This window comes from Candidatus Pseudoscillospira sp. SGI.172 (assembly GCF_050313575.1).
Classification (GTDB): Bacteria; Bacillota; Clostridia; order Oscillospirales; family Oscillospiraceae; genus Vermiculatibacterium.
The window spans coordinates 33,940-55,600 of record NZ_JBNPLQ010000016.1; the positions used below are offsets into that span (position 1 = coordinate 33,940).

General features: G+C 60.7%; 20 protein-coding genes and 1 pseudogene. 6 read left to right on the plus strand and 15 right to left on the minus strand.

Annotated features, from left to right (window positions below):
• Positions 1 to 4: 4 nt before the first annotated feature.
• The 7 genes from ACQRD3_RS07705 to ACQRD3_RS07735 form a co-directional block, all read right to left on the minus strand.
• Complete coding sequence (locus tag ACQRD3_RS07705; protein ID WP_427780788.1) at positions 5 to 3,052, minus strand: EAL domain-containing protein; 3,048 nt, start codon at positions 3,050 to 3,052, stop codon at positions 5 to 7.
• Between the two features lie 347 nt (positions 3,053 to 3,399).
• On the minus strand, positions 3,400 to 3,996 hold the full coding sequence (locus ACQRD3_RS07710) for an NAD(P)H-dependent oxidoreductase (RefSeq protein ID WP_080907679.1): 597 nt from the start codon (positions 3,994 to 3,996) through the stop codon (positions 3,400 to 3,402).
• Positions 3,997 to 4,004: 8 nt separating this feature from the next.
• Positions 4,005 to 4,577, minus strand: coding sequence for an SGNH/GDSL hydrolase family protein (locus ACQRD3_RS07715; RefSeq protein ID WP_158082950.1), 573 nt, complete (start codon positions 4,575 to 4,577; stop codon positions 4,005 to 4,007).
• On the minus strand, positions 4,574 to 5,284 hold the full coding sequence (locus tag ACQRD3_RS07720) for a M15 family metallopeptidase (protein WP_427780791.1): 711 nt from the start codon (positions 5,282 to 5,284) through the stop codon (positions 4,574 to 4,576). Before ACQRD3_RS07720 ends, ACQRD3_RS07715 begins: the two co-directional genes overlap by 4 nt.
• Entirely contained in the window at positions 5,284 to 5,958 is a 675-nt protein-coding gene (locus ACQRD3_RS07725; RefSeq protein WP_427780793.1) for a GNAT family N-acetyltransferase, read from the minus strand. The genes ACQRD3_RS07720 and ACQRD3_RS07725 overlap by 1 nt, the downstream gene beginning before the upstream one ends.
• Before the next feature lie 12 nt (positions 5,959 to 5,970).
• Positions 5,971 to 7,035, minus strand: a complete 1,065-nt coding sequence (locus tag ACQRD3_RS07730; protein WP_080907683.1) for a M24 family metallopeptidase — start codon at positions 7,033 to 7,035, stop codon at positions 5,971 to 5,973.
• A 22-nt stretch (positions 7,036 to 7,057) separates the two neighbouring features.
• Positions 7,058 to 7,276 carry a helix-turn-helix domain-containing protein gene (locus ACQRD3_RS07735; RefSeq protein WP_427780795.1) on the minus strand — a complete coding sequence of 73 codons (219 nt, stop codon included), beginning with the start codon at positions 7,274 to 7,276 and terminating at the stop codon, positions 7,058 to 7,060.
• A gap of 72 nt (positions 7,277 to 7,348) precedes the next feature.
• On the opposite strand from ACQRD3_RS07735, the gene ACQRD3_RS07740 reads away from it, so the two are divergent.
• On the plus strand, positions 7,349 to 7,585 hold the full coding sequence (locus ACQRD3_RS07740) for a hypothetical protein (protein WP_427780797.1): 237 nt from the start codon (positions 7,349 to 7,351) through the stop codon (positions 7,583 to 7,585).
• Here the strand turns inward: ACQRD3_RS07740 and ACQRD3_RS07745 are convergent.
• On the minus strand, positions 7,580 to 8,431 hold the full coding sequence (locus tag ACQRD3_RS07745; RefSeq protein WP_080907834.1) for a TIM barrel protein: 852 nt from the start codon (positions 8,429 to 8,431) through the stop codon (positions 7,580 to 7,582). The genes ACQRD3_RS07740 and ACQRD3_RS07745 overlap by 6 nt on opposite strands.
• A 28-nt stretch (positions 8,432 to 8,459) precedes the next feature.
• Entirely contained in the window at positions 8,460 to 8,960 is a 501-nt protein-coding gene (locus tag ACQRD3_RS07750; protein WP_080907686.1) for a YqeG family HAD IIIA-type phosphatase, read from the minus strand.
• A gap of 102 nt (positions 8,961 to 9,062) precedes the next feature.
• Here ACQRD3_RS07750 and ACQRD3_RS07755 point away from each other — a divergent pair, with 102 nt between their 5' ends.
• Positions 9,063 to 9,860 carry a hypothetical protein gene (locus tag ACQRD3_RS07755; RefSeq protein WP_427780799.1) on the plus strand — a complete coding sequence of 266 codons (798 nt, stop codon included), beginning with the start codon at positions 9,063 to 9,065 and terminating at the stop codon, positions 9,858 to 9,860.
• A 57-nt stretch (positions 9,861 to 9,917) separates the two neighbouring features.
• Here the strand turns inward: ACQRD3_RS07755 and rpsU are convergent, their stop codons facing one another.
• Positions 9,918 to 10,100, minus strand: a complete 183-nt coding sequence (gene rpsU, locus ACQRD3_RS07760) for a 30S ribosomal protein S21 (RefSeq protein ID WP_080907687.1) — start codon at positions 10,098 to 10,100, stop codon at positions 9,918 to 9,920.
• A gap of 184 nt (positions 10,101 to 10,284) precedes the next feature.
• Complete coding sequence (gene leuS / locus ACQRD3_RS07765) at positions 10,285 to 12,717, minus strand: leucine--tRNA ligase (protein ID WP_080907835.1); 2,433 nt, start codon at positions 12,715 to 12,717, stop codon at positions 10,285 to 10,287.
• A 265-nt stretch (positions 12,718 to 12,982) separates the two neighbouring features.
• On the opposite strand from leuS, the gene ACQRD3_RS07770 reads away from it, so the two are divergent.
• Genes ACQRD3_RS07770 through ACQRD3_RS07780 form a run of 3 tightly spaced genes read left to right on the plus strand, consistent with a single transcriptional unit; the run spans position 12,983 to position 16,614 of the window.
• A complete protein-coding gene (locus ACQRD3_RS07770; RefSeq protein ID WP_427780802.1) occupies positions 12,983 to 13,405 on the plus strand; it encodes an RrF2 family transcriptional regulator in 423 nt (140 codons plus the stop codon).
• A gap of 59 nt (positions 13,406 to 13,464) precedes the next feature.
• Positions 13,465 to 15,375 (plus strand): acyl-CoA dehydrogenase family protein, encoded by a 1,911-nt coding sequence (locus ACQRD3_RS07775; RefSeq protein ID WP_427780804.1) that lies wholly within the window; start codon positions 13,465 to 13,467, stop codon positions 15,373 to 15,375.
• 27 nt (positions 15,376 to 15,402) lie between these two features.
• Positions 15,403 to 16,614 carry an FprA family A-type flavoprotein gene (locus tag ACQRD3_RS07780; protein WP_080907689.1) on the plus strand — a complete coding sequence of 404 codons (1,212 nt, stop codon included), beginning with the start codon at positions 15,403 to 15,405 and terminating at the stop codon, positions 16,612 to 16,614.
• Between the two features lie 97 nt (positions 16,615 to 16,711).
• On the opposite strand, the gene ACQRD3_RS07785 is transcribed toward ACQRD3_RS07780, so the two are convergent.
• From ACQRD3_RS07785 to ACQRD3_RS07800, 4 genes are all read right to left on the minus strand, one after another.
• Positions 16,712 to 17,701 (minus strand): ABC transporter substrate-binding protein, encoded by a 990-nt coding sequence (locus tag ACQRD3_RS07785; RefSeq protein ID WP_427780806.1) that lies wholly within the window; start codon positions 17,699 to 17,701, stop codon positions 16,712 to 16,714.
• Positions 17,698 to 18,513, minus strand: coding sequence for an ABC transporter permease (locus ACQRD3_RS07790; protein WP_427780808.1), 816 nt, complete (start codon positions 18,511 to 18,513; stop codon positions 17,698 to 17,700). Before ACQRD3_RS07790 ends, ACQRD3_RS07785 begins: the two co-directional genes overlap by 4 nt.
• Positions 18,506 to 19,264 (minus strand): ABC transporter ATP-binding protein, encoded by a 759-nt coding sequence (locus ACQRD3_RS07795; protein WP_080907692.1) that lies wholly within the window; start codon positions 19,262 to 19,264, stop codon positions 18,506 to 18,508. Before ACQRD3_RS07795 ends, ACQRD3_RS07790 begins: the two co-directional genes overlap by 8 nt.
• A gap of 184 nt (positions 19,265 to 19,448) precedes the next feature.
• Entirely contained in the window at positions 19,449 to 20,141 is a 693-nt protein-coding gene (locus ACQRD3_RS07800) for a Crp/Fnr family transcriptional regulator (RefSeq protein WP_427780811.1), read from the minus strand.
• A gap of 103 nt (positions 20,142 to 20,244) precedes the next feature.
• Here ACQRD3_RS07800 and ACQRD3_RS07805 point away from each other — a divergent pair.
• Positions 20,245 to 21,613 (plus strand): annotated as a pseudogene (locus ACQRD3_RS07805) (FAD-dependent oxidoreductase).
• Positions 21,614 to 21,661 lie beyond the last annotated feature (48 nt).

The window sequence follows — 21,661 nt, forward strand, 5'->3', positions numbered from 1 at the left end:
TGTGTCAGCCTTGGGTCGTGGCCTTGTGGAAATGTTTTTCCCGGTACATTGCAGCATCCGCGATCCGCAGCAGCTCCTGAACCGTGGCGTAGGTGGTGTCAAATCGGTCTGTGTACGCATAGCCGAAATCGGCTTGGACCAACGAGGTGCCCTCGCCGCAGTACGGAATGCTGCCCAGCGCTTTCCGCATCCGTTCAACTGCGTCGATGACCTGGGCCTCGCTGCATTCGGTGAGGATCACCACGAACTCGTCGCCTCCGTAGCGGATCACAGAATCGCTCTGACGCACCGTCTCCCGCAGTTTCTTTGCCGTTGCGACCAGGAGACTGTCCCCGGTCTCGTGCCCGTACCGGTCATTGATCTGCTTAAATCTGCTCAAATCAAGCAGCACGAGGCCCAGTCGCTTGGCCACGCATTTCTGCGCATGGTGGGAAAACATCAATTCAGAGAGGTAACGCCGGTTGTAGGCACCTGTGAGCGCGTCCGTATAAATCTTTTTCTGGGTCTCCTCGATCATCTGCTCGATCGTTTTCCCGTTAGGCGGTGTGATCATCAGATGGTCGGAAATGTGGCTGACCAATTCAAGGGCAAATTTGTGGCATTTTCCCAGATTGTCCTCTACCGTGACCGGGTTGGACACGACATAGAAAATGTTGTTTTTGATGTATTCGTATTTGGTCATACGGCAGTCGTTTCTCAGGGCACAGATGCTGGAGCAGTTTTCGCACCGGGTGCCTTTACCCCATACGTTGAAGCAGGTATAGGGCTTGTAGGCGAGCCCGCCTTCGTTGGGCAGGCTGACAACGGATGTATTGACCGGGTCCACCAGCCGTGCCACGTCGAAGATCTGGGTCAGAAAGGCGAGCAGTTCCCGAATATTGGAAAGGGTGAAAGGCCTGCTCAGGTCAAATCTGCGCAGGGTGGGGGAGTGAGAGAGGGCATCCAGATAGTTTGTTTCCATCAGCTTCAGTGCGGTGATGTTTTCCATGTGGGCCATCAGAATATATTTGGTGCCCACCTGCTGGATATACTGAAGCGTGAGACGGATCCAAAGCTGTTTTCCGTGAGCGGTGACGCGCCGGTACTCGCATTCCTCCCGCTCTTGCGTTTCCGCGCAGGAGCAGCATGCGGCCAGCACACTCTCGTGATGTTCGGGGGCGATAAAATCGAGAGGAGAAGTATCGGCGGCGAAACCGAGCAGATCCTTGAATGCCAGGTTTACCCGCAGCAGTTCGAGTTCGTCTCCGTTGAACCCGCAGATCGCTTTGGGGGACGGGTCGTCTGAAAACAGAAGGAGCATTTCCGGCTCCAGGCTCCAGAGCCGGTCCGGATTCAGGCCGGCATACCGACCGGCTTCGACGGCTGTCTGGGCCGCGGAGTTCGTTTCACGCACCAAATTGACATAATCGTCTACGGGCATAGGCCTGGCAAAATAGAATCCCTGCACATAATCGCATCCGGCACTCCGCAGAAAGTCCACCTGCTCCTGGGTCTCCACGCCCTCTGCAATCACCGAGAGATTCAGCCATTTGGCCATGCGGACGATGGAGGCGATAATATTCTCTCCGCGTCCGGATACACGGGTCTTTTCAAAAAAACGTATATCGATCTTGAGCGCATCCACATCTACGTTTTTCAGGACACTGAGAGACGAATATCCGCTTCCAAAGTCGTCTATTAAAACAGTGAAGCCGGCTTTATGCAGCTGGTTTACCACCTGCTCCATCATCTGCGGGTTGCCCATATAGGCGTTCTCGGTCATTTCCAACTGGAGGAGGTGGGGAGGGACCGCGTATTTTTGGATAAGATCGGTGATGATGTCCACCAGATTCGGGTCATACAGATTGACTCTGGACACGTTTACAGAGATGGGAGAGGGCGACATGCCGTGCTGGAGCCATTGATGAAGCAGAAAACAGACCGACTCCCACACAAAGTAATCCAGTTTGGAAATAAATCCGTTCCTCTCGAAAATAGGAATGAATTCGTCGGGAGAGATCATGCCCTTTTGGGGGTGGTGCCACCGTACCAGCGCTTCCCCGCCCGCGGGCCGGTTTGTGAAAAGCGCATATTTTGGCTGCAGATAGATGCAAAACTGCTTTTGTTCCAACGCGTCTGACATTTCGTTGACGATCTCCTGCTCCTCCTCCAGCCGCTGTCGGAGTTGAGGCTGATAGATCGCGGTGGTGCTGAGATATTGCCCCTTGCAGGTTTTTGCCGCCAGCTCCGCCCGATCCAGCATCTCGTTGACCCCCAGGGAGAGGTCATCCAAAAAATAGACGCCAAAGACCGGAACGATATTAAAGCTGCGGTTGTAGGATTTGATGCGCTCTTTTGCGTGCTCCAGGTGGAGCAGGACCGCGTCCTTTGTGGAGTAAGCAAAGCAGGCGGCGAAAACATCTGCTTCCATCCGCCCGTAAGTATAAGTGTCGCTGGAATATGCGGCTCTGAAACTGTCCGCCAAAAAACACAGCAGTTTGTCGCCTTCCTCGCTGCCGAAGAAGGAGTTGATCAGTTGAAACTGGTCAATGTTCAGGCGCAGAAAAGCAAAGAGGGTCCCGGGATTTGCATCCAGCATTTTGCGGGTCATCTGGAAAAACTTTGTCTTATTGTAGATCCCGGTCAGCGTGTCGTATTCAGCCAGAAATTTCAACTGATTGAATGCGGAGAACTGGCTGCGCTCAATGGCATTTTTCAGCCGGAACCGAATAATGTCGCCGTTGTACGGCTTTGTGATAAAGTCCCACGCGCCCAGCTTCAGCGCTTCCACCGCGGACTGGTCGCCCATGTTGTCTGCTGCGACGATGAGGGGAAGGTTCTTATAGGCGTCCATTTTCTGGATGGCTTTCAGAAAGCCGAAGCCGTCCAGTACCGGCATGATCAGATCCAGAATAACTGCGGAAATGGAGTTTCCATACTTGCGCAAGAGATCCAGCGCCTCCTGCCCATTTTCCGCCTCAACCAGAGCATATTCTGCGGAGAGCAGCTTTACCAGCACCTTGCGGTTGACGGTTGTATCTTCCGCAATCAGAATCGTTGTTTTAACCGGCATGGGTACGTCCCTCCCATAAGTGATCGGCTCTCGATCATTCCCGCTTTGGATTTCTTGTTTGATTCGAGCCCTGCCTGTATGCCGCCGCGGGTGAGAAAAATCGCTTTCACCTGAAGGGCTCACCAGAATTTAGTACAAATGTAACACAATCCGCCATAAATTACAACAATTTTTGACAAAAACGTACACTTCATCCAGACACATAGTGAGGGAAACAGTTTTTCCAAAAAATTCTTTCCGGAATCGGAAAACTTACAAAGAAAACACCCCCTGACGCAGTTCGTGCAGTGCTGCGCCAGGGGGGATTTCTCCCGGCGGCCCTGTGAGAGGACCGCCGGGAAACACCATTAGAAAAATTCAGCCAGCCCGTCGGCCTCCGCCCGGGCCTGCGCCAGCAGAGCCTCCGCGTCGTTTCGGACATCGTCCAGCCCCTCGGCGCAGAGCAGCAGCGGCTCTTGGATCCCGAACATGCCGCACAGCCCGCGGATCTGCCGCCAGCCGCACTCATCCTCGGAGCCGTCGTAAGAGCCGCCCCGGGTGGTGATATAGAGGAGCCGGTCCGCCCGGCACAGTCCCACGCACCTTCCGTCCTCAGCGTAGCGGAAGGTGACGTTTACCGCCGAGATGTGCTCCAGATAGAGCTTGACCACGGCGGGGAAAGAAAGCTCCCAGAAGGGGGCGGCCAGCACGATGCGGTCGGCGGCGGCAAACTGCCGGGCCAGAGCAAAGTCGGGGCCGTCCAGAGCGCCGGAGCGCTCCTGCTCGCCCCGACGCGCCACCTCGGCCCCGGAGAAGGGGCGCAGCTCCAGCGCCGCCAGATCCACCTGTTCCACCGACCAGTCGGGATTTTGTGCCTGCCACCGCGCTAAAAAGTGCCGGGCCAGGGCCAGTGTCCGGGACTGTTCGCCCCGGACGCAGCCGTCCAAAAATAACAGCTGATTCATAAAACGCCTCACACCAAATGAAATTCACGCAGCCCCGTCAATACCTCTTCCGCCAGAACGGCCTGTCCGGCGGCGTTCAGGTGATGGGGCGGGTGGTCGTTGTACCACTGGGTCTGCCCCTGAAACCGGGGCGTGGTGTCCCGGAAGGGGACGCCATGCCGGCGGCACAGGGCCGCCAGGGCGCCGTTCCACTCCGGCAGGCGGGCCTGGGAGCCCGGAAAGCCGTAGCCGTATTCAAACCACAGAATGGAGAGCACCAGCAGAGGACGCCCTCCGTTTTCCAGGAGGATGGCCTCCATGTGGGCCAGATAGTCCGCCAGCGAGGACTCGGGCAGCTTGATGTCATTGGTGCCGAAAGCCAGGATGGCTCCATCCGAACCCTCCGTGAGGCGGCGAAATTCCCGGCGGGCAAAGGCAGTCCCGCCGCCGGGCCAGCCCTCGTTTCGAACTGAGGCGTCTCTGCCCTCCTGTTGGAGCAGGGCCTCCAGCCGGGCGGGCCAGGCCTGGGAGAGCGGGCCGGGATCACCCGCGTCCCCCAGCCAGTAGCGGGTGTTGGAGTCCCCGAATGCGGTAAAAGTCATTCGTCGCACTCCTTGCAGTAGCCGTAGAAGGGGGATTTCCCCGTCCGCACGGCCCATTGGCGCTCTCCGTAGGCGTAGTGCCACCACTCGCAGGGATAGTTCACCAGCCCCACGGAGGTCATCAGGTTGTACAAAATCCGCCGGGCATCCCGGCAATCCTCCTGACCGGGCGGGCAGGAGCGTTCCAGCCAGTCGGTGTGGGCCATGGCGGTCAGATCGTCGAAGCCGGTGCCCATATCCAGTGCAGTTCCGTTTTTGGACAGGGTCAGATCCACCGCCCCGCCGGTGGTGTGGGGGGCGGGCCGGTTCCGGCGCTTCACGGGCTTGGCCACGAAGGTGTCCAGCACCATTTCGATCTCCGCCGGGCTGGCCTGGAGGCGCTCCCGGATCACGACTTCCCGGAACTGATCGTAGAGGGCCTGCTGGAGCCGCATGGTGCGCAGACCGTCAAATATGAGAAGAGACCAGCCCTCGGGGAGTTTTTCGGCCGCCTGGGCCAGACGGAGGGCCAGCCCCCGGCGCACCAGACATTGCCCCAGCGCCCCGGGCAGGCCCTGACAGAGGTAGGCCGCGCCGTAGGTGATGCGGAGGGAGAGGGTGGTGGGGTCGACCAGGGGATCCCCGTTCTCCGCTGGGGGCGGGACCCGGTCCCAGTTCTCCGCCGGAGCGGGAGGGATGGGGGCCAGAAAATCACGGGGGAAGCCCATCAAACCACCTCGAACCAGCTGGAGAGCACACCGGTCTGAACAAAACCGACACTCTCGTAGAGTTTGACGGCGGAGGGATTGGCGGTAGAGACCACCAGATCGCAGGACGGGACCTTGGGGAGGCCGTCCAGCACGGTGAGGAGCAGGGCGCGGCCCAGCCCCTGCCGCCACAGGTCGGGATCAATGGCCAGGGTGGCCAGATGGGGGGTTTTCTCCGTGAGATCCAGCTCGTAGACGCCGACCGGTTGATCGCCCCGCAGAGCCAGTCCGCAGCGGTGGTTTTGGACCTTCAGGTCGGCTGCCCCAAAGGTCCGGGCATTGGGGACATCCCGGAAGGCGCGGTTGACCAGCTCCAGATAGGTCTTTTCCTCCTGCGGCTTTTTGACCGGCCGGAGGGTGAGCCGGTCCTCGGTGCGGGGCCGGTCGGGGCCCAGGGGGCAGGACATGGTCACCATGTCATGGACGTGGGTGAGCCGCCACACCCCCACGGGGCCGGGGCGAAGGGGTTCTCCCTCGGGGAGAGAGGTAGCCAGAACCTGCTTTGCCCCGGCCTTTTTGAGCTTTTCCATGCCCTTGCCCAGCGCCTCGCCCAGCCGTTCCTCGGGACAGTCCCGGAGAATGAGATAGCCGATGCCCCGGGCAGGCACCTCTTTTTGGATAACTTCCAGTACCATGGCGGGGCCTCCTTACAAAATGATGAGCTCCTTGGGAGATTGGGTGATGTCGGTGCAGCCGCCCTCGTCCATGCGGACCACGTCCTCGATGCGCACGCCGAACTGACCGGGGAGGTAGATGCCCGGCTCAGCGGAGACCATGGCGCCCACGGGCATGGGCGTGGTGTCCCGGGTGTTGGCGTTTGGGCTTTCGTGGATCTCGATGCCCACGCTGTGGCCGTAGCCGTGGCCGAAATAGGGGCCGTAGCCCGCGTCCTGAATGACCTGGGCAGCGGCGGCGTGGATGGCGGTGCCGGGGACGCCAGCCCTGGAGGCGGCGATGCCGGCCCGCTGGGCGGCCAGCACGGTCTCATAGACCTTGCGCTTGTCGTCGTTGATCTCGCCCAGAGCCACGGTGCGGGTCATGTCGGAGCAGTAGCCCTGATAGACGCAGCCGAAGTCCATGGTGATGAACTCCCCCTTCTGCACCTGCCGGGGGCCGGGGATGGCGTGGGGGCGGCTGCCATTGGGGCCGGAAGCCACGATGGGGTCGAAGCTCATCCGCTGTGCGCCGAAGCGGAGCATGTCGTAGGTGAGCCTGGCGGCGATCTCGGACTCAGTGACGCCGGGCTTGATGAAGTTCAGGATCTCGGTGAAGGCCCGGTCGGTGATGCGCTGGGCCTCCACCATCCGGGAGAATTCTTCCTCGTCCTTGGCCGCCCGCAGACCTACTACGAGGCCGTTGGCGGGGACAAGTTCCGCGTGAAGGGCAGCTTTCAGGCTGTTATACTGGGACAGGGACATGTAGCCGTCCTCGATGCCCAGCTTTTTGACGCCCTGGGCGTCCAGGAACTCGTTGATGAGAGCGATATAATTCCGGGCGTGATCCACCATCACCACCTCGGCGTCGGCGACGCTCTCCCGGGCTGCTTCAATGTAGCGGGAGTCGGTGATATAGCGGGCGGCGTCGGGAGCGACCACGGCAAAGCCCTCGCCGTGGAGCCCCACGGCGTAGAATTCGCCGGGCTCGGAGTTGACGAGCATGGCGTCGATGTGATATTCCGCCAGCTTGGCGGCGATTTGCTTGAGATGGTTCATGGTGATGACTTCCTTTCTTTGTTTACGGCTGGTCGGTTCGGCCCAGCAGATAGTCGGCGGAGACGCCGAAGTGGTCACAGAGGAGACAGAGGCGGGGGAGAGAGGTGGTTTTTGTCCCTTTCTCCATCTCACCGATTTGGTTGGCGCTTACACCCGGCAGGGCTGCCAGCGATTGTTGCGTCTCTCTGCGTTCCTTTCGCAAGGCGCGGATTCGACTGGAAAACTTTTCTTGATCAAACATAAGAGCCTCTTTAACGATTCATCTTTTAGATGATATATTCGTCTAAAAGATGAAGGGCGGAGATTGAGCACAATGGATCAACTGGAAGAACTGTTTTTGGCACTTTTTCCGCAACGCATTCCAGATACTCCAAATGATCAGGAGTACACACGGTTAGAACAAATCCTGTTGGAACGAGTGCGCGCCGACAGCGGGGAGCCGATGGTGGAGAAGCTAACCGATTTTTGGGCAGAAAAGGGAGAGGCCGACTGTCGGCGGTTCTTTCGGGAAGGACTCCGTTTGGGTCTGGAGCTGGTACGGCTCCTATAACGCCCCGCGGTACAACGCCTTCATGGTCAGCGCGTCCTGCTCCTGGGTCCCGGCGCTCTCACAGATGAAGGTGGGCGACCAGCCCCGGCGGGCCACGGCGGCCATGAGGGGGGCGGGATCGGGGCCGAAGCCTCCGTTGTCGGCAAAGGTGCGGTGGCACTTTTCTCCCCCGTTGGGGGTGAACTCGATTTGAGAGAAGTGGCTGTGGAACTGCCCGGCCCGCTCCGGGCCCAGGGCAGCCTCCATCTCATCCAATATGGCCTCGCAGGCTGCCGGGCCGGTGAGCGCGCCCAGAGTGCGGGCGTAGAGATGGCCGAAGTCCACGCAGGGGATGAGCCGCCCGTCCGTTTGGCACAGCTCCAAAACCTCGGTGAGGTCGCCCAGCTGATTGATCTTGCCCATGGTCTCCGGGCAGAGGGCGATGTGGGAATAGCCCTCGCCCTCCCAGATCCGCAGCACCTCGGCCATGGAGACTTTGGCGATGTCCAGCGCCTCCCGGCGGCTGCGCTTCATCAGCGCCCCGGTATGGATCACCACCCGGCGGGCCCCCATCCAGTCGGCGGCCCGGCAGGACGCGAGAATGTAACCCGTGGTCTTTTTCAGGCTGTCCGGGTCGGGGTTGGCCAGATTGATGAAGTATGGGGCGTGAAGGGAGAGGGAGATCCCAGCCTCCAAAGCCGCCTCGCCCAGCTTCCGGGCGGTGGATTCCCCCACGTTGACCCCCTTGCCGCACTGGTATTCATAGCAGTCCAGGCCCAGCGCCGCCAGCCAGCGGGGGGCATCTGTCGAGGACTTGTAGGGAAAGGCGTCGGCGTTGCCCGCCGGACCAAATTTCGCGTTTAAGATAAGATCCCTTCTTTCTGCGGGGGAAACCTCAGCGGCGGCGCTTTCCGGCCAGCCGGAACGGGGTCTCCGCCGCGTACCGCACCGCCCGAAGAGGATTCTTCCCAATGGCGATGGGTTTTACCAAAACTGCCCGGATCCCCGCCCGGTTGGCCCCCCAGATATCGGTAAAGATCTGGTCTCCCACCATGATGGCCGCCTCGGGAGGGATGCCGGTCTCCTCCAGCGCACGGCGAAAGCCGGAGATCCCCGGCTTTCCGGCGTGGCGGACGCAGGGGATGTCCAGCGCGGCACAGAAGTCGGGGCAGCGGCGGCTCTTACGGCTGTTGGAAACCACAAAGAGCCGGATGTCCGCCGCATCCAAAGCCTCCTTCCACCTCCGCAGGGCGGGGGAGGGAAGGCGTTCCTCGTAGGATACCAGAGTGTTGTCCAGATCGGCCAGCACCAGCCGGATCCCGGCAGAACGGAGCGCCTCCGGGGTCAAATCAAAAATACTGCCCGCCACGTGGGCCGGGACCAGGGGAAAGGCCAAAGGATCACCTCTTTTATCACCGTGGGGCGTTCTGTTTCACAGAGCCCATACATATAAAAAATTATAGCACTTTCTATGCCGTTTGGACAAGGGGGAAATCAAATGACGCAAACGATGATTCTGGCCGCCGCGCCGGGCCAGGCCGCCGCCGCGGGCGGGTGGGGTCTGACCCTGGCCCATCTGGCCTATCGGGTGGGGGGTGGCCCTCACCTCTTCCGGGCCAACGCGCCGGTGGCCCCCCGGGGCGGCCTGTTGGTCATGGAGGCCGATCGCTTCGACGGCGCGGGGGAGAGCGAACCCTTCTGCAACGAGGTGCTCCGGGAGTGCGCGGCCCGGAAGTTCACCGGGGTGGTCTGCCGGTTCCGGGGGCGGGCGATCCCGCTGCTGGGGGAGATCGCGGGCAAGCTGGGGGAGCTGTGCGGGGGCCGGGGGCTGTCCTGTTATGTCACCGAGACCTATGGCGCGGCAGCACCGGGGGCGAAGGTCCTCATTCCGACAGCCCTCTCGGGAGGCTCGCTTCAAAATCGTCTGGAGGAGGCTCAGGGGCGGTTTGGCCCCGGGCGGGTGGCCCTCTGGGTCGAGCGGTCGGCGGAGGACTTCTTGCTGCCCTCGCCGGGGGGCGCGGGGGCGCCTTTGACGGCGGAGGAGCTGTCCCGCCGGCGGGCGGAGCACAGCCCCAGCGTTTTTTTCTCCGATGAGCTGTGCGCCCACTACTTTACCTACATGGCGGGGGAGAAAGGCCACTTCGTCCTGTTTGACGATGCCGGGAGCATCCGAAAAAAGCTCCACATCGCGGGCCGCCTGGGCATCCAGACCGCCTTTCTGCCCTATGAGAGCACGGCGGATCTCCTGCCCGAGCTGCTGGAGCGAAAGGCACCGCAGGGAGAAAATCAAAATTAGCCTATCATGATGAGAAAAAAGCCCCGTGTCCAGATGGACACGGGGCTTTTGACGCTTTTAGAAGAACTTTTTCTTGTTTTTCCGGGCGGCCTCAGACTTCTTGCGGCGCTTGACGCTCGGGCTCTCGTAGTGCTCGCGCTTGCGCACTTCGGCCAGGACTCCGGACTTGGCGCAGCTGCGCTTAAAACGCTTCAGCGCATTGTCCAGGGACTCGCCCTCTTTTACGTGGATTTCCGACATTGACTTCCCCTCCCTCCGAAGCGGCGGCAGGTTGTCCGCCGCGAAAGGGCCACATAGAGCTATGGCTTTAACAGTAGTATTATATGAAAAAAAGGCCCATCTGTCAAGTTGGAATTTTGATTTTGCATCGCAAATCGGAAAATGGCGCCTGTTTGTTCTTCCCCCAGGGGAGAAAAACAGCGGTTTACGCCTGGGGTTTGACGATAAAGTTGACCAGTTTGCCGGGGACGTGGATGATCTTGACCACGTCCATTCCGTTGAGGAATTTGGCCACCTTGGGCTCAGCTTTGGCCGCGGCGACGATGGCATCCTGGTCGCTGCCCACGGGGACTTCCACGGTGCCCCGGAGTTTGCCGCCCACCTGGACGGCGATGGTGAGGACGCTGGATACGGTCTTGCTCTCGTCGTAGACGGGCCAGTTCTGCTGGCAGGCCATGCCGCCGCGGGCGGCGGCGAAGCCCAGGCTCTCCCACAGCTCTTCCACCATATGGGGGGCGAAGGGGGAGAGCATCAGCAGCAGCGCGCCGAAGTCGCCCCTGGAGCAGCCGTTGGCATAGAAGTCGTTGACCAGGGCCATGAGAGCGGCAATGGCGGTGTTGAACTTCATGGCCTCGATATCATCGGAGACTTTTTTGATGGCCTTGTGGACGGCCGAGATATTGGCGGGGGAGTAGTCCGGGCTGTCGGTGAGCTGCTCGGAGAGGTTCCACACCCGGTCCAGGAAGCGCTTGCAGCCCTTGACGGCGTTGTCGCTCCACGCGGCGGCCTTCTCGAAGTCTCCGATGAACATGATATACATGCGCATGGTGTCCGCGCCGTAGAGGGCCACCACGTCGTTGGGGTTGACCACGTTGCCCCGGGACTTGGACATCTTTTCGCCGCCCTCCCCTAGGATCATGCCGTGGCTGGTGCGCTTGGCGTAGGGCTCCTTGGTGGGTACCACGCCCAGGTCGTAGAGGAACTTGTGCCAGAAGCGGCTGTACAGCAGGTGGAGCGTGGTGTGCTCCATGCCGCCGTTGTACCAGTCCACCGGGGACCAGTAGTCCAGGGCCTCCTTGGAGCAGAGGGCCTCGCTGTTGCCGGGATCCATATACCGCAGGAAATACCAGGAAGAGCCGGCCCACTGGGGCATGGTGTCGGTCTCCCGGCGGGCCTTGCCGCCGCAGTGGGGGCAGGTGGTGTTCACCCAGTCGGTCATCTTGCTGAGGGGGGACTCGCCGTCGTCGGTGGGTTCATAGCTCTCCACCTCAGGCAGCAGCAGGGGGAGCTGATCCTCGGGGAGGGGCACCCAGCCGCAGTGCTCGCACCAGACCATTGGGATGGGCTCGCCCCAGTAGCGCTGGCGGGAGAACACCCAGTCCCGGAGCTTGTAGTTGACCTTCTCGTGGCCGATGCCTTGCTCGCCCAGCCATTTGGTCATGGCGGGGATGGCCTCCTTGACGGTGAGGCCGTCCAGGAAGCCGGAGTTGACCATGATGCCGGTGTCGTCCTTGAGGGTGAAGGCCTCCTCCTGGACGTTGCCGCCCTTGACGACCTCTACGATGGGCAGGCCGAACTTCTTGGCGAAGGACCAGTCCCGGCTGTCGTGGGCGGGGACGGCCATGATGGCGCCGGTGCCGTAGGAGGCCAGGACGTAGTCGGAGATAAAGATGGGGATCTCCTTGCCGGTGACGGGGTTGACGGCCCGGACGCCCTGAAGCTCCACGCCGGTCTTTTCCTTGTCGGCGGTGAGCTCGGTGCGCTCAAAATCGCTCTTCCGGGCGGCTTCGGCCACATAGGCATCCACCTCGGCCCGGTTGGAGAGCTTGTCCGCCCACTTCTTCACACATGCGTGCTCGGGGGAGATGACCATATAAGTGGCGCCGAACAGGGTGTCGGGCCGGGTGGTAAAGACGGTGAGGGTGTCTCCCTCGGTAGTCCGGAAGTCCACCTCCGCGCCGGTGGAGCGGCCGATCCAGTTCTTCTGCTGGACCTTGACCCGGTCGATGAAATCCACCTCGTCCAAATCGTCGATGAGCCGCTGGGCGTACTCGGTGATCTTGAGCATCCACTGACTCTTCTCCTTGCGGATGACGGGGGAGCCGCAGCGCTCACACACGCCCTCGACCACTTCCTCGTTGGCCAGCACGCACTTGCAGGAGGTGCACCAGTTCACGGGCATTGTGGTTTTGTAGGCCAGGCCCTTTTTATAGAGCTGGAGGAAGATCCACTGGGTCCACTTGTAGTAGGCCGGGTCAGTGGTGTTGACCTCCCGGTCATAATCAAAGGAGTAGCCCAGCATCTGGAGCTGGGAGCGGAAGTTCCGGATGTTGTCGTGGGTCACCTGGGCGGGGTGAATGTGGTTTTTGATGGCGTAGTTCTCGGTGGGAAGGCCAAAGGCGTCATAGCCGATGGGGAAGAGGACGTTGCAGCCATCCATGCGTTTTTTCCGGGCCACTACGTCCATGGCGGTATAGGGGCGGGCGTGGCCCACATGCAGCCCCTGTCCGGAGGGGTAGGGAAACTCCACCAGGCCGTAGAACTTGGGCTTGGGGCTGCCGGTGACGGCGGCGAAGGTCTTTTCCTCCAGCCATTTCTTCTGCCACTTGGGCTCGATACTGGCAAAATCGTACTTCAAATCCAATCACGCTTTCCTATCGTTCTGCCGGGCCGGACCGCAGCCCGCCGGTTTTGATACAAATTCCAAAACATTATATCCGAAAAAAGGATTCTTTGCAAGGCCCGGGGCTGTTTTTCCGGGAGGAGAGCGGAGTAGAGCACACAATTTCCACAAAACAGGAGCCCCCTTTTTGTGGAAATGAGAAATTTGACTGAAAAACAGCAGATGTAACTTGACAAAAATTATCCACATTGGTAAGATAAGGCCAGAACAGGAAGGGAGAGTGAACGGCTTGCTCATCACCAGGGAGACGGACTACGCGCTGCGGATCCTGCGCGCTCTGTCCGACGGCGAGCTTTTGACCGCCAAGGCACTCGCGCAGAAGGAGGCGGTCCCCCATCAGTTCGCTTATAAGATCCTGAAGAAGCTGGAGGGTGCCGGACTCATCCGAATCACCAGGGGGACGGGGGGAGGCTGCCGGCTGACCGCCGATCTTCGGCAGGTCTCTCTGTACGACCTGATGGGAGCGGTGGGGGAGGATACCCTGCTGATCTCCTGCATGATGCCTGATTACCAGTGTACCCGCCCGCAGGAGAATCCCCGGTGTGCTGTGCACTACCGGCTTTGCGACATTCAGAAGACCGTGGACCGGGAACTGCAGTCCCACACCGTTCACTGGCTGTTATTCGGCCCGAAGCAGGACTGATTTTTTACAATGAAACTGGACAAAAAACATCAAGTATAAAGTGAGAAGGAGGCACCGGTATGTTGTTCCAAACTACACAGGCCCACGAGGAGCTGCGGAAGAAGGTCCGGGAGTTTGCGGAGGCGGAGGTGAAGCCCCTGGCCTTCACCCTGGATCAGAACAATGAATTCCCGGACGAGGCGGTCAAAAAGATGGGGGAGCTGGGCCTGATGGGCCTGCCTTATCCCAAGGAGTACGGCGGAGCCGGGCTGGATGTGCTCAGTTACGCCATTGCCGTGGAGGAGCTCTCCCGGGTGGACGGCGGCACCGGCGTCATCCTCTCTGCCCACACCAGCCTGGGCACCTGGCCCATCGCCGCCTATGGTACTGAGGCCCAGAAGAAGAAATATCTGGTGCCCCTCTGCAAGGGGGAGAAGATCGGCGCCTTCGGCCTTACCGAGCCTAACGCCGGAAGCGACGCCGGCGGTACCGAGACCACCGCCGTCCTCAAGGGCGACCACTATATCCTCAACGGGGGCAAGATCTTCATCACCAACGCCCCCAAAGCCGACACCTATGTGGTCTTTGCGGTCACCACCCCCGATATCGGCACCCGGGGCATCTCCGCCTTTATCGTGGAGAAGGGCTGGAAGGGCTTCGAATTCGGCGACCACTACGACAAGATGGGTATCCGCTCCTCCTCCACCGCCGAGCTGATCTTCAACGACGTGAAGGTGCCCGCGGAAAACCTGCTGGGCAAGGAGGGCGACGGCTTCAAGATCGCCATGGCCACGCTGGACGGCGGCCGCATCGGCATTGCCTCCCAGGCGCTGGGCATCGCCCAGGGGGCTTATGAGGCCGCCGTGGATTACGCCAAGGAGCGGGTGCAGTTCGGCAAGCCCATCGGCTTCCAGCAGGCCATCAGCTTCAAACTGGCCGACATGGCCACCAAGCTCCGCTGCGCCCGCATGCTGGTCTACTCCGCCGCCGAGATGAAGGAACACCACGTCCCTTATGGCATGGAATCCGCCATGGCCAAGATGTACGCCTCCGATATCGCCCTGGAGGTCACCAACGACGCCCTCCAGATCTTCGGCGGCACCGGCTTCCTCAAGGGGATGGACGTGGAGCGGATGTACCGGGACGCCAAGATCACCACCATTTACGAGGGCACCAACGAGATCCAGCGGGTGGTCATCGCCTCTCACATCATGGGCAAGCCGCCCAAGCGGGAGGGAGGCTCCTCCAGCCAGCCCAAGAAGCCCGCCCCCATCACCGGTGTGCGGAAAAAGCACATCTTCAAGGAAGGGGATGCCGCCGGGAAGGTGGCGGAGCTGGTGGAGCACCTGAAGAAGGACGGCTATGACTTCACCGTGGGGATCCCCATGGACACTCCCATCATCCAGGCCGAGCGGGTGGTCTCCGCGGGCAAGGGCATCGGCGACAAGAAGAACATGAAGCTCGTCGAGGATCTGGCCAAGGCCGCAGGCGCTGCCGTAGGATCCTCCCGCCCGGTGGCCGAGACGCTGAAGTATGTGCCGCTCAACCGCTATGTGGGCATGTCCGGCCAGAAGTTCACCGGCAATCTGTACATCGCCTGCGGCATCTCGGGCGCCATCCAGCACCTCAAGGGCATCAAGGACGCCTCTACCATCGTGGCCATCAACAAGAACGGAAACGCCCCCATCTTCAAAAACTGTGACTACGGCATCGTGGGCGACGTCAACGAGATCCTGCCCCTGCTCACCGCCGCCCTGGACACCGGGGCCAAGCAGCCCGCACCGCCCATGGTGAAAATGAAGCGGCCTGTCGCCCCCAAGCCTGAGCCTTTGGGCAAGCACTACGTCTGCGGCGGCTGCGGCTATGAGTACATCCCCGAGCTGGGCGACGAGGACGCCGAGATCGCCCCGGGCACCCTGTTTGAAAAGCTCCCCGAGGACTGGGTCTGTCCCGAGTGCGCCGAGTCCAAAGACATGTTTATCGAGGCCTGAGCGCCCCACGAAAAAGGAGGAATCACGATGTATTGTGTACGAAATGTGACCGAAGACCTTTACTGGGTGGGCGCCAACGACCATCGGCTCCACCTCTTTGAAAACATCCACCCCATCCCCCGGGGGGTGAGCTATAACGCCTATCTGCTGCTGGACGAGAAGAGCGTTCTCTTTGACACGGTGGACTGGTCGGCCTGCCGCCAGCTTCTGGAAAACATCGAGCACCTGCTGGCGGGCAAGCCCCTGGATTTTCTGGTCATCAACCACATGGAGCCTGACCACGGCGCCTCCATTGAGGAAATTCTGATCCGCTACCCTGACGTGAAGGTCATCTCCACCGAAAAGTCCTTTATGCTCATGCGCCAGTTCGGCTTCCATGTGGACGGCCACGAGTGCATCGAGGTGAAGGAGGGGGATACCCAGACCTTCGGCAGGCACACCGTCACTTTTGTGGCGGCCCCCATGGTCCACTGGCCCGAAGCCATGGTCACTTTCGATGTGACCAACGGCGTGCTCTTCTCCGCCGACGCCTTCGGCTCCTTCGGCGCCCTGGACGGCAAGCTCTTCGCCGACGAGGTGAACTTCGACCGGGACTGGATCGACGATGCCCGGCGCTACCTGACCAACATCGTGGGCAAGTACGGCCCCCACGTCCAGCTCCTGCTGAAAAAGGCGGCGGGCATCCTGGATCAGATCAGGTTCATCTGTCCCCTCCACGGGCCGGTATGGCGCAAGGACCTGATGTACTTCATCGACAAGTACGACAAGTGGAGCCGCTATGAGCCTGAGGAGAAGGGCGTGATGATCGCCTACGCCTCCATGTACGGCAACACCGAGGCAGCCGCCCAGGCCCTGGCCGCCAAGCTCTGTGAGCGGGGCATGACCAACGTGTGGGTCTACGACGTCTCCAACACCCACGTCTCCCAGCTCATCTCCGAGTCCTTCCGCCTGAGCCACATCGTGCTGGCCAGCGTCACCTACAATCTGGGCATTTACCCCGTGATGCATGACTATCTCATGCACATGAAGGGCCTGAACCTCCAGAACCGCACCTTCGCTCTGGTGGAGAACGGCTCCTGGGCCTGCAAGTCCGGGGACCTGATGCAGAAGTTCATCCATGAGGAAATGAAGAACATGACGGTCCTCAACGAGCGGTTGAGCCTGGCCTCCGCCCTCAACGACGGCAAGGCCGCCGAGCTGGACGCCCTGGCCGACGCCATCCTGGAATCCATGAAATGAACCCAGGTTGTCCCTGGTCGTGTGCATTTGCAAAAGAGCAGCGGAAGGAGCAAATGCTCCCGCCGCTGCTCTTTTTCCCGCTGTGCGGGGGTGTGCGTCAGTCCTTGCAGGCCTCTTCTGCGTAAGTATTGTCGACCAGCTGGGCAAAATCCACACGATGGTCCAGCTCGCCCGCCGTCTCCATGACGGTCTCCAGGCGCTCCAGGGCCTCCTGCTTCATCACCGGCGTCTCGTTCCAGGCGTCGATGTCCTGATAGCGCTGAGCCACCAACGTCAGCACATCCAGCTTGGTGTCGGGGAACTGGTCGGCGACTGCCTCGGCGATCTCCTTGGCGGTGTGCTCCTGCACCCATTTCTGCCCCTTGGCCACGGCGTTGGTGAAGCTCTGGATGACCTTGGGATTGTTCTCGATGTAGCTCTGAGCGGCGAAAAACGCGGTGTAGGGGATCTCTCCGCTCTCCTGCCCGATGGAGGTGAGGACATAGCCCTTGCCCTCCAGTTCCACCTCGGTGGCGGTGGGTTCAAACAGTGCCACGTAGTCTCCGTTCCCTCCGGTGAAGGCCCCCGCCATCATGTTGAACTGGACCGAAGTGTCTACCACGGCGTCCTGGCTGGGGACGACGCCGTTCTGACGCATGACATATTCCAGTGTCATCTCCGGCACGCCGCCCTTGCGGCCGCCGATCACGGTGCTGCCCTTCAGGTTTTCCCAGAGGAAGGGCTCATTGGTCCGTCCCACCAGGAAGGAGCCGTCCCGTTTGGTCAGCTGGGCAAAGACCACCGGATGATCCTCCCGGCCTTCGTTGAGCACATAGATGCAGGCCTCCGGTCCGGCCAGCCCCACATCGGCCTGCCCTGCCAGGACGGCGGTCATCACCTTGTCGGCCCCGCCGCCGTTGGTGAGCTCCACGTCCAGACCCTCCTCTTCGAAGAAGCCCAGCTTGAGCGCGGCGTACATCGGCGCGTAAAAGACCGAGTGGGTGACCTCGTTGAGCCTCACTTTTGTGCTGGTTTCCCGTCTGCCGCAGGCGGCAAACAGGCTTATCGTCAGAACCAGACTCAGAACCAATGCGATGCGTTTTTTCATACCGTCACTCCCATATACTTTTTCATGGCTTTTTCAAGCCATAGGATACACTGGTACATCAGCGCCGCCGCCGCGGCCAGGATCAGCACGGTGGTCATGACAAGGTCCATCTTGAACACCTGCGAGCCGTATACAATGAGGTAGCCCAGACCGGCTCTGGACACCAGAAACTCTCCCATGATGACCCCCACCCACGACAGCCCCACATTCACCTTGAGGGCGTTGATCATTGTGGTAAAGTTTGCGGGCAGCACCAGCTTGCAGAGGATCTGCCGGCGGCTGGCGCCCAGCGTGCGCATCAGGCGGATCTTTTCCGGGTCTGTGGCGAGGAAACCGTTGTGCATATCCAGGATCGTAACGATCAGCGAGATCGCCAGTGTCATGGCAATAATGGAGGCCGGCCCGGCGCCGATCCAGACGATGAAGACCGGTCCCAGCGCCGTCTTGGGCAGGGAGTTCAGCACTACGAGATAGGGATCCAGCACCCGGGAGAGAAATTCGCTCCACCAGAGCAGGATGGCGATGACGGTGCCGACAAACGTGCCCAGCAAAAAGCCGATCACAGTCTCCATTACAGACGTTCCGACGTGCAAAAACAGATCTCCCGAGCGCCAAAGGTTCAAAAAGGTGGACAGCATCCGGGAAGGGCTGCTCACAATAAAGGCGTCGATGACGCCCAGCCGGGCGGCCAGCTCCCAGCTGGCAAACAGTAAAAACAAGATCCCCAGGCGCAGTCCGATGACCGCGCCCTTCACCCGCTTTTGATGCCGTAAGTAAGCCTGCCGCTGCAGCGAGGGGGTTAAATCAGGCATGGGCGTCCAACTCCTTCCAGATCTCATTGAAGTGTGTTCGGAAGGCGGGATGGTCCCGGCGCTGGAGGGGAGGGACATCTTTTAAGTCGTCCAGCGTATGGATGTTCTTGACCCGGGACGGGCGGTGGGTCAGCACGACCACCCGGTCCGACAGGCTGATGCTTTCGGAGATGTCGTGGGTCACCAGCAGAGCGGTCTTGTGTTCCTGGCGGATGATGGTGTAGATATCGGCGGAGACGGACAGGCGGGTCTGGTAGTCCAGCGCGGAGAAGGGCTCATCCAGCAGCAGGATCTTGGGGTCGGTGGCCAGGGTGCGAATGAGGGCGCACCGCTGCCGCATGCCCCCGGAGAGCTGGGCGGGCGTTTTCTGAATGAATTCCGCCAGTCCGTACCGCTCCAGCAGTTCATGTGCATGGGCCTGCCGCTCCCCGGTGTTCTGGTGCTGTATTTCCAGCCCCAGGGTCACGTTTGCCCAGATCGTGCGCCAGGGAAACAGCTGATCTTTCTGCGGCATATAGCCGATCTTGGCCGACGGAGCGGTGACGGCCTCGTGGTCAATGGATATGGTTCCGGCGGACGGTGGCTCCAGTCCGGCGATCGTCGAGAGCAGGGTCGATTTTCCGCAGCCCGACGGCCCGACCAGACTGACAAACTCGCCTTCTTCGATGCCAAAACTGATATCGCTGATGGCGTCCACCTCGCCGTCCGGCGCTTGGTATGTCAGTTTGACGTGTTGCAGGTCTACAATCATGTCACCGGCGGCTCCTTCCAACAAATGAGCTGGGGCCAAAAGGCCCTCTGAATCATCATATGGAGCCGGGAGAAGAATGTGACGACACCCATGCGCCGCAGGTGGCGGAAAACAGCAGGCCGGCAGACACCGAAGTGTCTGCCGGCCTGCTGAGAAGTATTTCCGGGCGCTGGGGCCCAGAGGGTCAGTCGGTGCAGTCATACCCAGCGCAGGGTGTGATCCGCAGGAGGTATCGCCCGTTTTCCGACAGGAGGATCCCCTCCTTTTTCAGCTTGTTCCACTCTGTGGAGAGGCCGCTGCGGTCGATGAAGAGATAGTCGGCCAGCTCCTGCTGATTGAAGGGAATGGCAAAGGGCCGTCCGCCGGAGAATCGCATCTGTTCCGAGAGGTAGGACAGCAGCTTTCGGCGGGTGGTGCGCCCGGAGAGATGAATGAGCTTCTGGTTGATGCTCACGTATTTTTCGGCAAGGAGATGAATCAAATTTTCATTGAGCTGTTGGTGCTGCTTGCAGGTGGCGGCACAGGAGTGGAGGATGAGATCGATGTCGATGAGCAGCACGGTGCTCTCCACCTGTGCCACCACGCTGACCGGCAGAGACCGGTTGATGGTGCAGGCGAAAGCCTCGCAGAAGAGCTGCCCGGGATTCATGGAGCCGATGATGCTGCGCCCGCCCAGAATGTCGTCGTATACTGTGTTGACCCGCCCTGCGAGCACGATCCCCAGGTGACGGGCGGTCTCCCCCTTGGCAAAGATCACACTCCCTTTGGGGCAGACGCGCTTTTTGGCTTTGAGGCACTCCAGCAGGGGGAGAAGCTCCTCCGCCGGGACCCCTTTGAAAAGCGGATTGTTTTGATAGAGGGAGAGATAGTGTTCCATAAACATTCACACTCTTTGTCGAAATTTCAACAGACCATTCTTCGCTATGGTATTACAATATACAAAGGACGTCAAGGCCTGGCTCGAATCGGAGGGGAAAAAGATGAAAAATTTTCAAAATGTCGTGATCGGGGTTGGAAAGGGGGGAAAGACTTTGGCGGGCGCACTGGCCCAGACGGGACAGTCCGTGGCTTTGATCGAGCGGGACGGAGGAATGTACGGCGGAACCTGCATCAACGCGGCCCGCATCCCCACCAAGGCCCTGGAGTACAGCGCCCGGCTTTCCAATGCCGCGGGGGGCAGTTTTGAAGAAAAGGCGGCCGTTATCGTGCGGCGGTGGAGGGAAAGGACCACCTGACGGCCATGCCCGCCAGAAAAACTATGACAAGGCGTCCTTCTCAGGAGTTGCGGTCCTTACCGGAACGGCTGCGTTTCTGGGGGAGCACCGGATCCGGGTGACTTACGGGGACGGCTCTTCCGAGGAACTCACTGCCGACCGCTTTTTCCTCAATACCGGCTCCAGGCCCTTCCTGCCCCCCATTGCGGGCTTGAAAGAGAGCGCGTTCGCCTACACCAGCGAGGCCCTGATGGCCCGGCGGGTGCTGCCCCGCCGTCTGGCCATTATCGGCGGCGGTTACATCGGGCTGGAGTTTTCCTCCCACTTTGCCAACTTCGGTTCACAGGTCACGGTGATCCAGGACTGGGAGCAGTTCATTCCCCGAGAGGATGCCGAGGTGGCCCGGTCCGTACTGGAGAGCCTGACGGCCCGGGGCGTACAGATGCGGATGGGCGCCGCCATCCAGTCTGTGCGGGATGAGGGCGACTGTGCAGTGCTGACGCTCCGGACGACCGCCGGTGCCGAGGAGCTGGAGGCCGATGCCATTTTGGTGGCCGCCGGACGGCGGCCCAACGGGAAGGAGCTCAACCTTCCGGCGGCGGGGGTGGAGCTGACGGATCGGGGAGCGGTCAAGGTGGATGAGCACCTGCGGACCAGCGCCCCGCACATCTGGGCCATGGGAGATGTGGCGGGCGGGCTGCAGTTTACGTGTATTTCTCCGGACGACTTCCGCATCATCAAGCCTCAGCTTCTGGGAGACGGCCGGCGCACTACCCAGAATCGGGGCGAGGCGCCCTATACCGTGTTCCTGGATCCTCCGCTCTCCCGGGTGGGCCTGTCCGAACAGGAGGCTTTGGAGCGGAGGTATGAGGTCAAGGTGGCTCGCCTTCCGGCGGGGGCCATCCCCAAAGCCCACGTGCTCCGTCGGCCCACCGGTCTTTTGAAGGCCGTTGTGGATGCCAGGACCGGGCTGATCCTGGGGGCGCACTTCTTCTGCGCGGAATCCCAGGGGATGATCAACCTCATCAAGCTCTGCATGGATGCCAAGCTGCCCTATGCCACCCTGCGGGACGGTATTTTCAACCATCCCACCATGAGTGAGGCGCTCAATGATCTGTTCGGCGCCCTCAAATAAAAACGAAATTCTTTCCGCCGGTATGGAGAGCGGGCAGCGGGGAAAAGC